We start from the raw sequence: 11,903 nt of genomic DNA, 5'->3' as shown, positions 1-11,903 counted from the left end.
CCCCTAGGATGACCTCGTGCGATTCTCATCACCGGCGCTCCCCGGGCCAACGTCGCGGTCCCTGCCGTCCAGTCGGGCCCTCGCCTGGACGATGGCGGTGGCGCTCGCCGTCTTCACCGTCATGGCGGTCGCCACGCTCGCTGTCGACGCAGGCGGGCGCGCCGGCACGGGCGCCCCCGGCCGGAGCCTGGCCATCGACCTGTGGGCGGCCAGGCGGACGGCCTCGCTGCGCACCCCCGCGCTCACGCCCCTCGCCTGGTCCCTCACCCACGTGGGAGGGACGATCGGCCTGACGCTCCTCACCGCGGCGATCGCTTCCGCGCTGGCCCTGCGGGGGCTGCGGGCGCAGGCGGTCACCCTGGTGGCCTCCATGAGCGGCGCGTCCATCCTCACCCTCGCGCTCAAGGGAGTCTTCAACCGCCCGCGCCTGGGCGCCGAGTTCCGCCTGGGCCCGCCCCCGCGCACCACGGCCTTCCCCTCGGGGCACTCCCTCAACACCGCGGCTCTCATGGCTCTTCTGGCGGGGTTCGTCCTCATCTCAACGGCTTCGCGGACAGCGCGGGCGGGCGCCGTGGCGGCGGCCCTGGTGGTCACGGCCGCCGTGGGCGCCTCCCGCGCCTACCTCGGCTACCACCGCCTCACGGAGATCCTGGCGGGCTGGGCCCTGGGACTGGCATGGGCGTGCGCCACGGCGCTCGTGGTCATCGCGCTCAGCCGTCGGCGGTCGCGCCGCGCCAGCGCCCGCTCGTAGGCCCGCCCCGGCCGGTCACGGCCCCTCACAGTCAGTCGTAGACGGCGTCGAGCCACCACCTCCCGGAGCGCTCCAGGAGCAGGGGAGGGCCGCAGCGGCGGGTCACCTGAAGGTAGGCGCGCCGGTGGGCGCCGGGCCCCCACCAGCCCTCGTCGATGGCCCAGGGCCCGGCCCAGGCCAGGACCTCATCGCTCCCGTCCCACTCCGAGGCCGGGCCCCCCGGCTCCCCGATGCGGATGGTAGCGGGAGCGCCGTCGAGGATCCCCTGGGCGTCGACGCCGATCTCCTCCCCCGTGGCATCGGCGAGGATCGCGGGCACTCGGTGGCAGGGGACGGTGGCGGGGCTCGGCTCCGGGAGCATCCCGGCCCAGGGCGGCGCCCCCTCGCGCGCGGCGCCGCCCGGGCGCCCCAGCGAGGAGGGCCCGGCGGGCGGCTCATCCCAGCCGATGAGGCGGGCGCGGGAGCGCGGGTCCCGCCCGGGGACGAGGCGGGGGGTCAGCACCCCACCGGCCCCGAGGAGGGACTCGACGCGCTCGGCGGCCCTGCGGGCGAGGCGCCGCCCCCGCTCGCCCGGGGCTCCCCACAGCCCCTCCGGGTAGGCGCCGGCGACGACGGGCTCAAGAGCGGTCAGGCGCAGGAGGGTCAGGGGCGCGGCGGGCGGGCGGCCGGAGCGGCCAGCCAGCCAGCCCTCGATCTGCCAGCGGACTCGGTCCGTGGTCCAGGAGGGGTCGGGGAAAGAGTCGAGCATCCAGGAGCGGGTGAGCTCGGAGCCGTCCTCGCAGACGGCCTCGATGAGGAGCCGCCCCGCGCCGAGGCCCGCGCCCGCCAGACGGGCGGCCAGGCGCTCGGCGAGGGCGCGAGCCGCGAAGGCGGCGGCATCGGCCCGCTCGATGGGCGGATCGGGGCGCTCCTCGACGCCGAGGCCCGCCCGGGGGCGCGGAGCCCGGGGGGCGTCGCGCGCCTCGGCGCTGGCCAGGAGGTGGAGGCGCTCCCCGGTGAGCCCGAATCGCGCGGCTATATCCCGGCGCGGGAGCCGGGCCAGATCCCCCAGGCGGTGGACGCCCAGGCGCGAGAGCGTCTCGATGACGGCCCTGGCCTCCTGCCCCGCCGCGCGGGAGGACACGGCGGTCAGGGCGGAGGACATCGGCCAGGGGGACAGGAATTCGGCGGTGGCGCCGGGGGAGACGATGATGCCGCGCCTGGCGGCGAGGACGGCCCCGAGGAGGGAGTCGGCGATGCCGACCTGGCACTCGACGCCGGCCCCCTGGGCGACGGCCTCGACGACGGCCTCGGCGAGGGGCTCCTCTCCCCCGGCCCAGGCGGCGGGGCCGCGAGCGCCGGACAGGGCCAGGCCGGGCCGCATGACCGAGGGGTCGGCGAGGACGGCGGTCAGGGCCTCCATGACATCCTCAAAGGCGCGAGCCTCCTGCTCGGGGTGCGGGGGGATGACGGCCAGGCCGGGGCACAGGGATCGGGCCAGGCGCAGGCGCATCCCGACGCCCACGCCGGCGGCCCTGGCCGCTGGGGAGGCGGCGATGACGCCCCGAGCGCCGATGACGGCGACGGGCCCGGTGGCCGGATCGGGCGGGGTCCGCCCGGATCCCCGGCGGGCCCGAGCCTGATCGCGACCCTGGAGGGTGAGGGCGACGACAGGCCAGTCGGGGACCCATACGGCGAGGAGTCGCGGGACGGCGGGAGTCGGGGGCGGCGGTGGGCTCATGCGCTCCCCCTGCGGGCAGTAGGGGTGCCGGGCGTGGCGGGGGCGGCGGGGCCCTCGCGCTCCATGCCGCGGCCTCCCAGGCGCAGCTCGAGGCGGGATCCTCGGGCCTCGTCGCGCAGGCGCCAGGACAGGGCGTCGAGGTATCCGGAGGGCATCTCCTGCGCACCCTGAGCGCTGGCGCGCAGGGGGACGAGGGTGCCGCGGGGCTCGGCGCGCAGGACGCGAGCGCCCTCCCAGGGGATGGGGCTGAGGATGAGGGCGCCGCGGTCCCGGGCGCGGGCGGTCAGGGCGGCGCGGTCCCGGGCGCGGAGGCGCGAGGCGGGGCGAGCGGTGATGAGGAGGGCGTCGACGCCGTCGAGCAGGGCGGCGGTGACGGCGAGGATGTTGGCGGGGGCGAGCTCCCCCCGCGCCGCGCGGGCCCCTGCGCCACCCCCCGCGCCGATGGGGACGGCGAGCACGCGGTCGAGGGCGAGGCCGAGGTGGGCGGCGGCGCACCAGCCGAGGTCATCCCCGCCGACCACCGCACACCACCCCTGGGCCCCCTGGCGGTGGGCGAGGAGGGCGAGGAGGGCACTGGTCGAGCCGGTGAGGACCACGGCCCCACTGGTGGCGGCGCCCACGCCGAGCCAGGGGCCGGGAGGGGGATCGCCGATGCGGCCTTCCCGGGCCCGGGGGGCGAGGGGCTGGCGCGCTGAGCGCAGGCCGGCGCGCTCCTCGGCGCTGGCCAGGGCGCTCCTGGCCGCCCGGAGGCGCGAGAGCCTCTCATCCCCGCCCATGGCGCCTCCTCCCCGTAGCACATTCGAACACGTGTTCGAGTTCGGCATGAGCGTAGCGCGCGGGGGCGACAGGAATGAAGCCCGCTCGTCAGGCGCCTTCAGGACGGCGGGACCGACGTCTAGAGTGGGCCCCATAGGCTCGACCGAGAACGGAGGCATCCATGACCGACCTGCGACGCCCGCGCCCCCCTTTCCCTTATGACCTGCTTCCCGCCGTCCCCACGTTCACCCTGGAGTCGACGGACATCGCCGCTGGCGCGCGCATCTCGGACCGTTTCACCGCCGCCGCGGGTGAGAGCATCTCGCCCGCCCTGTCGTGGTCGGGATTCCCTGAGGGCACCGCCTCCTTCGCAGTGTCCTGCTTCGATCCCGATGCCCCGACGCCATCGGGCTGGTGGCACTGGACCATCGTGGATCTCGACGCCTCCACGACCTCCTTGCCGCAGGGGGCGGGGGCCTCGGACCTGACCCTCGACGGCGCCGCCTTCCACCTGCGGGGCGACTCGGGCGATCACGCCTACTTCGGCCCCTACCCCCCGGCGGGCGACGGCGACCACCGCTACGTCTTCACCGTGCACGCCTTGGACGTGGAGACCCTGGGCCTCGACGATGAGGCGACGCCGGCCATGGCGGCCTTCCAAATGGCGCAGCACGCCCTGGCCCGCGCGACGCTGACCGCCGTCTACTCGCTCCCCGGCGAGGCCGGCGCCGCGCCCTTCCTCCAGGGGCCGGCATGAGCCGACGGGCGGCGGGGCCGCCCATCACCGCGCCTCCGACCAGCCCGTCCTCCCCCACGGGCGCGGCCAGCCCTTCGCAGGGGGCGGGCACGCGCCGCAGCCGCCGGGACGCGGCGCGCGGCGAACTCGTGGAAGCGGTCACCGGCGCGTTCCCGGCGGCGCCGATCGGGCGCCACCAGCGTCGGCCGATCGCCGTGGTCACGGGGGCGACGTCGGGGATCGGACTGGCGATCGCCCGGGACCTGTCCCGGGATCATGACCTCATCCTCATGGCCCGCACGGGGTCGGACCTCGACGACCTGGCCGTCGCCCTGCGCCAGCACTCGGGCACCCGGGTGCGCGCCGTGGCGGTGGATCTGACCGATGACGACGCGCTGGCCCGCGCGGTGGCGGGCCTGGGGCTACCCCGACTCGATGTGCTCGTCCACTCGGCGGGGGTGGAGGCCCCGGGCCGCGTGGAGGACCTGGAGCCATCCCAGTGGCGCTCGGCGCTCGACCTGGACCTGGTGGCGGTCGCGCATCTGACCAAGCTGCTGCTGCCGGCCCTGCGGGTGCGCAAGGGCCTGGTGGTCATGATCAACTCCGGCGCGGGGCACCGCTCCTTCGTGGGCCAGGCCCTGTACTGCGCGGCCAAGCACGGGTTGCGCGCCCTGGCCGACTGCCTGCGGGAGGAGGAGCGCGGGGACCTGCGGGTGACCACCATCTACCCGGGCCGCGTGGACACCCCGCTGCTGAAGCGCCTCCAGGACGGAGCCGGCGAGGAGTACCGGCCGGCGGAGTACATGACGCCGGACTCGGTGGCCTCCGCCGTGCGCGTGGCCGTGGACATGCCTCAGGGCGCGGCCGTGGAGGACCTCATGGTGCGTCCCTCCCAGCTCACCTGAGCCGCGCGGCGGCCCCGCCCGCTCAGCGCCCACCGGGGAAGCCGAGGACCCGCCACGCCTCGTAGAGCCCGATGGCCGCGGAGTTGGCGAGGTTGAGGGAGCGGTTGCCCTCGACCATGGGGATGCGAACGCGGTCGGTCACGCGGGGGTGGGCCATGACCTCCTCGGGCAGGCCGGTCGGCTCGGGCCCAAAGAGGAGGGCGTCGTCGGCCCGCCAGTCCACCTGGGCGTGCAGGCGCTCGGCCTGGGCGGTGAAGGCGTAGATCCTCCCGGGAACATGGACGAGGCAGGACTCCAGGTCCTCGTGGACGCGCGTGCGGGCCAGGTCGTGGTAGTCCAGGCCGGCGCGGCGCAGTTTGGCGTCATCCATGTCGAACAGGGGGTCGATGAGGTGGAGCATGGCGCCGGTGTTGGCGCTCAGCCGGATGGCGGCCCCGGTGTTCCCGGGGATCCGCGGCTCGAAGAAGATGACGTGCAGCACGCGGACCATCCTGCCACCCGCGGCGCCTGTGGGCCCCAACGACGGCGATGCCGCCGCGCCGCGCGGACGCCCCGGGCGGGATCAGGGCCTGTCAGCCGCGGGCGAGCGAGCGCAGGACGTACTGGAGGATGCCGCCGTTGCGGAAGTAGTCGGCCTCGCCGGGGGTGTCGATGCGCACGAGAGCCTCGAAGGTCGTCGCTCTCCCGTCGGCCCGCTCGGCGCGCACCTCCACGGTCCGCGGCGTCACGCCGTCGTTGAGGGCGGTCAGGCCCGTGATCGAGAAGGACTCCGCGCCATCCAGCCCCAACGAGGCGGCCGACTGCCCCGCGGGGAACTGAAGGGGCACCACGCCCATGCCGATGAGGTTGGAGCGGTGGATGCGCTCGAAGGACTCGGCGATGACGGCCTTGACGCCCAGCAGCGCCGTGCCCTTGGCCGCCCAGTCGCGCGAGGAGCCCGAGCCGTACTCCTTGCCGCCCAGCACCACCAGCGGCACGCCGGCGGCCTGGTAGGCCTGGGAGGCGTCGAAGATCGACTCGGTCTGGCCGGTGAGGAAGTTGCGGGTGTACCCGCCCTCGACGCCGTCGAGGAGCTGGTTGCGCAGGCGGATGTTGGCGAAGGTGCCGCGGATCATCACCTCGTGGTTGCCGCGGCGCGAGCCGTAGGAGTTGAAGTCAGCCCTGGCCACGCCGTGCTCGGACAGGTAACGGCCCGCCGGGGAGTCGGCCTTGATGGCCCCGGCCGGGGAGATGTGGTCCGTGGTCACCGAGTCGCCCAGCAGGGCGAGCACCCGGGCTCCCTCGATATCCGCCACCGGGGTCAGCTCCATGGTCAGCCCCTCGAAGAAGGGGGCCTTGCGCACATAGGTGGAGCCTGGGTCCCAGGCGAAGGTCTGGCCCCCGGGGGTGTCCAGGCCCCGCCAGCGCTCGTCGCCCGCGAAGACGTCGGCGTAGTCGCGCTCGTACATCTGGCGGTCGATGGTGGCATCGATGGTGGCCTGCACCTCAGCCGGGTCCGGCCAGATGTCGGCGAGGAAGACGTCCTCGCCCTGGGGATCCTGGCCCAGCGGCTCGGTGGCGAAGTCGAAGTCCATCGTCCCGGCCAGGGCGTAGGCGATGACCAGCGGCGGGGAGGCCAGGTAGTTCATCTTCACGTCGGGGTTGATGCGGCCCTCGAAGTTGCGGTTGCCCGACAGCACCGAGACGACCGCCAGGTCGGCCTCGTTCACCGCGGCCGAGACCTCCTCGGGCAGGGGGCCGGAGTTGCCGATGCAGGTGGCGCAGCCGTAGCCCACCACGTTGAAGCCCAGCGCGTCCAGCGCCGGCCACAGCCCGGCCTTGGCGTAGTAGTCCGTGACGACCTGGCTCCCAGGCGCGGTGGAGGTCTTCACCCAGGGCTTGGAGCGCAGCCCGCGCGCCACCGCGTTGCGCGCCAGCAGGCCTGCGGCCACCATGACCGAGGGGTTGGAGGTGTTGGTGCACGAGGTGATGGAGGCGATGACGACGCGCCCGTGGTCGAGCTCGGCGGTGGTGCCGTCGGCCAGGGCCGCCTCGGTGGGCTTGTGGCCCTCGGGCGCGTAGGCGGGCAGGGCCTCGCGGAAGGCCTCCTTGGCGCGGGAGAGCTCGATGCGGTCCTGGGGGCGCTTGGGACCGGCGATCGAGGGGACGACGGTGGCCAGGTCGAGCTCCAGGTACTCGGAGTACACGGGCTCGCGGGAGGGGTCGTGCCACATGCCCTGGGCCTTGGCGTAGGCCTCCACCAGGGCGATGGACTCCTCGGGGCGGCCGGTCAGGCGCAGGTAGTCCAGGGTGACGCCGTCGATGGGGAACATGGCGGCGGTGGAGCCGAACTCCGGGCTCATGTTGCCGATGGTGGCGCGGTTGGCCAGCGGCACCGCGCCCACGCCCTCGCCGTAGAACTCCACGATCTTGCCGACCACGCCGTGCTCGCGCAGCATCTGGGTGATGGTGAGGACCACGTCCGTGGCGGTGGCCGCGGCGGGGATCTGACCGGTGAGCCTGAAGCCGACGACGCGCGGGATGAGCATGGACACGGGCTGGCCGAGCATGGCGGCCTCGGCCTCGATGCCCCCCACGCCCCAGCCGAGCACGCCCAGGCCGTTGACCATGGTGGTGTGGGAGTCCGTGCCCACGCAGGTGTCCGGGTAGGCCACGGTCACCCGGGCGCCGTCGCGCTCCTCGGCGCGGGTAAAGACGGTGCGTGCGAGGAACTCGATGTTGACCTGGTGGACGATGCCCGTGCCCGGGGGCACGACACGGAAGTTGTCGAGGGCCCCCTGGCCCCAGCGCAGGAACTGGTAGCGCTCGGCGTTGCGCTCGTACTCGCGCTCCTTGTTGCGCTCCAGCGAGCTCGGCAGGCCGAAGGAGTCGATCTGCACCGAGTGGTCGATGACCATCTCCGCGGGGGCGAGCGGGTTGATGACGGCCGGGTCCCCCCCGAGCTCGGCGACGGCCTCGCGCATGGTGGCCAGGTCCACGATGCAGGGAACGCCGGTGAAGTCCTGCATGACGACGCGCGCCGGGGTGAACTGGATCTCCGTGTCCGGCTCGGCGGTGGGATCCCATGAGGCCAGGGCCCGCACGTGCTCGGCGGTGACGTTGGCGCCGTCCTCGGTGCGCAGCAGGTTCTCCGCCAGCACCTTGAGGGAGTAGGGCAGGCGCTCCAGGCCCGGGACGGCGCTGAGGCGGTAGTACTCGTAGGCGGCGCCGTCGACGTCGAGGGTGGCGCGGGATCCGAAGGTGTCGATGCTGGTCAACGTCGCTCCTGTTGGTCGAGGATCACCGGGGGCGGCGCGGCCCGGGTCGTCCGGCGCGGGCCCGCCCGATGTGGCTCCCACGCTATCCGACGGCGTGTCATCGCCCGTCAACATGCCGATCCAGCGCCGTGCTCCCGCCCTCGGAGCAAGGGGGGTGAGCGCCGAATATCGCGAGCCGCTCCGCACCTAACCGGCACCAGGCCGGCCCGCGAGGGCCGGCGCCGGGCTCAGGGGCGCTGGAGCACCGCGATCGTCTCGAAGTGGTGGGTGTGGGGGAACATGTCGAGGGCCCGCAGGCCCTCCAGGCGGTAGCCGCCGCGCAGGAGCGAGCCCACGTCCCTGGCCAGGGCCGCGGGGTCACAGGCCACCAGCACGACCCGAGCGGGGCCCGCCCCCACGATCGCCTCGATAACGTCCCTGCCCGCGCCCTGGCGGGGAGGGTCGAGGACGACGACGTCGGCGCGCCCATCCCCGCCGGGGCTGAAGGATCGCCCAAGCTCGGTGACCGAGGCTCCCGTCACCCGGCCCGCCATCAGGCGGGCCCGGGGAGCCGGGCGCAGATTGCGATCGGCGTCGCGCACCGCGCGCTCAGAGCCCTCCAGGGAGATGACCTCGCCGCCCAGCAGGGCCAGCGGGAGGGTGAGCAGGCCCGAGCCGGAGTAGAGCTCCAGGACGCGGGGCCCTCCCGGCCGACCGGCGCCGGAGGCGCCCGCCCCTCCCGCCTCATCGCCCAGGGCGGCGCGGGTCACGGCCTCCACGAGGGCCCGGGGGGCGTCCCGGTGGACCTGCCAGAAGGCGTCGGCGCGCACCGTGTAGCGCAGCTCCCCCAGGCCGAGGCCCGAGGCGTCGACGGACTCGTCCACCCGCTGCCTGCTCAGGGGGCGCCCGCTGGCCGACAGGACGGTGCCGTCGACGATGACGACGGGAGCGCCCGTGCTGGGGGCGACGGCCTGGACGCGCCGCGCCCTAGCCAGGCGCCGGCGCCAGGACCCGCGTGTGGTCAGGCCCAGATCCCGGATGGCGGGGACCGCCAGTGGGAGGTCGCGCACGGGCAGGATCGTCGCCGAGCGGAAGGCGTGCATGCCGGGGGCGCCGTCGTCGCCGATGGCGAGCTCGACGCGGGTGCGGGTGCCGGTCCCCGCCAGGGCGCGGACCCGGGGGTCCTCGGCGGTCTCGGCGGCCGTCTCACAGGGCATGGGCTCGACGGGCACGCCGCCGGGGGGCGTCGAGGAGGGCAGGGCCAGGACGGCCTCGGCGACCTCCGGCCCACCGATGCGGCGCAGGCAGTCGGCCAGGACCCATCGTTTCCAGGTGCGCTGGGCAGGCAGGGCCACATGGGACAGCTCTCCCCCGCCGACCCCGCCGGGGCCGGCCTCGGGCCACACCGGCTCCACCCGGTCCGGCGAGGCGGTGAGCGCCTCGACGGCGTCAGCGCGCCACATCTTGGAGGTCCTGGCGGTGATGCGCGCCCGCACGGTCTCCCCGGGCAGCGCGTGCCGCACGAAGACCACGCGGCCTTCCGGCTCCCCCTGGGGCCGGGCCACGCAATGCCCGCCGTGGGCGGGGGGCCCGACGACGAGGATCATCTCCTCCGGCTCATGGGCGCCGCCCCGGGCCTTCTCCTGGCGGGCCGGGCCGCGCCCCCGCCCGCTCATGGCCTCCTCCCAGTGCCGGGGGCGGAGGCGCCGACGGGCGACCCGGCGCCACGACGGCGGGCCCGCGAGCCTCGGCGCACCGCCTCATCGGCGTCGACGATGCCGGCCGCTGAGGCCAGGCGCCGCTCCTGGCGGGCCTGCCGCATCCCCGGGGCCCCCAGCTGCCACGGCACCGAGGCCACCACCACCCCGGGGGTGAACAGGAGCGCCGTCTTGATGCGCAGCGCCATCTGGTTGTGCAGCACCTGCTCCCACCAGTGCCGCACCAGGTACTCGGGGATGAAGACGACGACGAGGTCGCGCGGGGACTCCCGGCGCACCGAGCGCACGTAGGCGATGACCGAGCGGGTGATGTCGCGGTAGGGCGAGTCGAGGACGGTCAGGGGGACCTGGAGATCCGCCTCGTCCCAGTCGTCCAGGAGCCGGTCGGCCCGGTGGTCGCCGATATCCACGGTGAGCGCCTCGATCGAGGTCGGGTTCGTGGACAGCGCGTAAGTCAGCGCCCGCAGGGTGGGCTTGTGCAGGCTGGAGGCCAGCACGATGGCGTGGATGTGGGCGGGGAGGACCCGGGAGTCATGCAGGTCGGTGATGGCCAGCTCCTCGTGGACCCTGTCGTAGTGGCGGTGGATCCGGTTCATGACCAGGAAGATGATCGCCATGATCGTCAGCGTGATCCACGCGCCGCGGGTGAGCTTGGTGATGAGGACGACGATGAGCACGAGCCCGGTCGCCGCCAGGCCGATGCTGTTGACGATCCGGGAGCGCCTCATCCGGGAGCGCTGCCGGGGCCCGGTGGCGGTGGCCAGCTCGCGGGTCCAATGGCGCACCATGCCGATCTGGGACAGGGTGAAGGAGATGAACACGCCCACGATGTAGAGTTGGATGAGGCGGTTGGTGTCGGCCTCGAAGCCGACGATGAAGGCGATCGCCCCGAGCCACAGGGCGAGGATCCCATTGGAGTAGGCCAGGCGGTCGCCGCGCTGGGTGAGCTGGCGCGGCAGGAAGCCATCGGCGGCCAAGACGCTCGCGAGCACCGGGAAGCCGTTGAAGGCGGTGTTGGCGGCGAGCACCAGGATGAGGCCCGTCACCGCCGTCACCAGGTAGAACATGGGACTGAAGCCGGCGAACACGGTGGCGGCGAGCTGGCCGATGACCGGGTCCTGGTGGTAGCCCTCCCCCACGGGCAGTCCGTGGGAGGTGAGCTGGGTGGCGGGGTTCTCCACCATATGGACGCCGGTGGCCCCGGCCAGGTGGATGATGGACATGAGCATCGCCGCGGCGATGCCGCCGAGCATGAGCAGCGTCGTCGCCGCGTTCTTCGACTTGGGCCGCTGGAAGATGGGAACGCCGTTGGAGATCGCCTCCACACCGGTGAGGACCGCGCAGCCGGAGGAGAAGGCCCTCAGGACAAGGAAGGCGCCCGCCAGGCCCGTCAGCCCGGCGTCCCATCCGGGCCCGGCGGCGACGTCGAAGGCAGAGGACTCCGCCCTGCCCAACGTCCCCATGGCCTCCTGGACGAAGCCGGTGACGGCCAGGGCGCCGATGGCGATCATGTAGATGTAGGTGGGGATGGCGAGGGCGCCGCCCGCCTCGCGCGTGCCGCGCAGGTTGAGCAGCGCCAGGATGGTGGACACGCCGACGGCGATCTCCACCTTGTAGGGGGCGGCCGCGGGCACGGCGGTCACCAGGTAGGACGATCCCGAGGAGATCGACACGGCGACCGTCAGGACGTAGTCGACCAGCAGCGCGGAGGCCACGGCGAGGCCGGCGTGGGAGCCAAGGTTGGTGGAGACGACCTCGTAGTCGCCGCCGCCGGAGGGGTAGGCGTGGACGGTCTGGCGGTAGGAGGCCACCACGATGAGCAGCACGCCGACGACGGCCACCGCCACCCAGGGCGACAGGGCGGTGGCGGCCACGCCCGCCACGGCGAGGGTCACGATCACCTCGTCCGGGGCGTATCCGACGGATGACAGGGCGTCCGAGGCGAAGACCGGCAGGGCGATCCGCTTGGGCAGGAGGGTCTCGCCGAGCGCCCCACTGGGAACGGGGCGGCCGACGAGGAGCCGCTTGACGCGGTCGGCGAAGTCACGCACGACCCCGAATGCTATGCCCCCGCTCGGCCT

General features: G+C 74.4%; 9 protein-coding genes. 3 read left to right on the top strand and 6 right to left on the bottom strand.

Annotation, left to right across the window (positions count from 1 at the left end; all coding sequences use genetic code 11):
- The first annotated feature begins 16 nt into the window (after window positions 1–16).
- Window positions 17–751, top strand: a complete 735-nt coding sequence (locus tag GVV75_RS01835) for a phosphatase PAP2 family protein (RefSeq protein ID WP_159813253.1) — start codon at window positions 17–19, stop codon at window positions 749–751.
- Window positions 752–782: 31 nt separating this feature from the next.
- On the opposite strand, the gene GVV75_RS01830 is transcribed toward GVV75_RS01835, so the two are convergent.
- Together GVV75_RS01830 and GVV75_RS01825 are read right to left on the bottom strand one after the other, a co-directional pair.
- Entirely contained in the window at window positions 783–2,471 is a 1,689-nt protein-coding gene (locus GVV75_RS01830) for a DNA polymerase Y family protein (protein ID WP_159813252.1), read from the bottom strand.
- Window positions 2,468–3,247 carry a hypothetical protein gene (locus GVV75_RS01825; protein WP_159813251.1) on the bottom strand — a complete coding sequence of 260 codons (780 nt, stop codon included), beginning with the start codon at window positions 3,245–3,247 and terminating at the stop codon, window positions 2,468–2,470. Before GVV75_RS01825 ends, GVV75_RS01830 begins: the two co-directional genes overlap by 4 nt.
- A 161-nt stretch (window positions 3,248–3,408) precedes the next feature.
- Here GVV75_RS01825 and GVV75_RS01820 point away from each other — a divergent pair, with 161 nt between their 5' ends.
- Together GVV75_RS01820 and GVV75_RS01815 are read left to right on the top strand one after the other, a co-directional pair.
- Complete coding sequence (locus GVV75_RS01820) at window positions 3,409–3,984, top strand: YbhB/YbcL family Raf kinase inhibitor-like protein (RefSeq protein WP_159523084.1); 576 nt, start codon at window positions 3,409–3,411, stop codon at window positions 3,982–3,984.
- Window positions 3,981–4,868, top strand: a complete 888-nt coding sequence (locus GVV75_RS01815; RefSeq protein ID WP_175994029.1) for an SDR family oxidoreductase — start codon at window positions 3,981–3,983, stop codon at window positions 4,866–4,868. The genes GVV75_RS01820 and GVV75_RS01815 overlap by 4 nt, the downstream gene beginning before the upstream one ends.
- A 22-nt stretch (window positions 4,869–4,890) precedes the next feature.
- Here the strand turns inward: GVV75_RS01815 and GVV75_RS01810 are convergent, their stop codons facing one another.
- The 4 genes from GVV75_RS01810 to GVV75_RS01795 all read right to left on the bottom strand — a co-directional run bounded on the left by GVV75_RS01810 (window position 4,891) and on the right by GVV75_RS01795 (window position 11,873).
- Window positions 4,891–5,349, bottom strand: coding sequence for a tRNA (cytidine(34)-2'-O)-methyltransferase (locus GVV75_RS01810; protein WP_159523086.1), 459 nt, complete (start codon window positions 5,347–5,349; stop codon window positions 4,891–4,893).
- A 91-nt stretch (window positions 5,350–5,440) separates the two neighbouring features.
- Window positions 5,441–8,125: an aconitate hydratase AcnA gene (acnA, locus tag GVV75_RS01805; RefSeq protein WP_159523088.1), complete on the bottom strand. Its 2,685-nt coding sequence runs from the start codon at window positions 8,123–8,125 to the stop codon at window positions 5,441–5,443.
- 227 nt (window positions 8,126–8,352) lie between these two features.
- Window positions 8,353–9,780, bottom strand: a complete 1,428-nt coding sequence (locus GVV75_RS01800; RefSeq protein WP_159813250.1) for a class I SAM-dependent RNA methyltransferase — start codon at window positions 9,778–9,780, stop codon at window positions 8,353–8,355.
- Window positions 9,777–11,873, bottom strand: a complete 2,097-nt coding sequence (locus GVV75_RS01795; protein WP_159523092.1) for an APC family permease — start codon at window positions 11,871–11,873, stop codon at window positions 9,777–9,779. Before GVV75_RS01795 ends, GVV75_RS01800 begins: the two co-directional genes overlap by 4 nt.
- Window positions 11,874–11,903: the final 30 nt, after the last annotated feature.

Origin of the sequence: Actinomyces sp. zg328 (assembly GCF_009829635.1) — a bacterium.
GTDB lineage: Bacteria > Actinomycetota > Actinomycetes > Actinomycetales > Actinomycetaceae > Actinomyces > Actinomyces marmotae.
The sequence above is the reverse complement of the archived record's forward strand: the minus strand, read 5'-3'. Positions and strand labels throughout refer to the sequence as shown.

Coding starts and splice junctions, on each gene's coding strand:
- GVV75_RS01825 (WP_159813251.1), bottom strand. CDS start 3,247: ATGGGCGGGGATGAGAGGCTCTCGCGCCTCCGGGCGGCCAGGAGCGCC.
- GVV75_RS01820 (WP_159523084.1), top strand. CDS start 3,409: ATGACCGACCTGCGACGCCCGCGCCCCCCTTTCCCTTATGACCTGCTT.
- GVV75_RS01830 (WP_159813252.1), bottom strand. CDS start 2,471: ATGAGCCCACCGCCGCCCCCGACTCCCGCCGTCCCGCGACTCCTCGCC.
- GVV75_RS01815 (WP_175994029.1), top strand. CDS start 3,981: ATGAGCCGACGGGCGGCGGGGCCGCCCATCACCGCGCCTCCGACCAGC.
- GVV75_RS01800 (WP_159813250.1), bottom strand. CDS start 9,780: ATGAGCGGGCGGGGGCGCGGCCCGGCCCGCCAGGAGAAGGCCCGGGGC.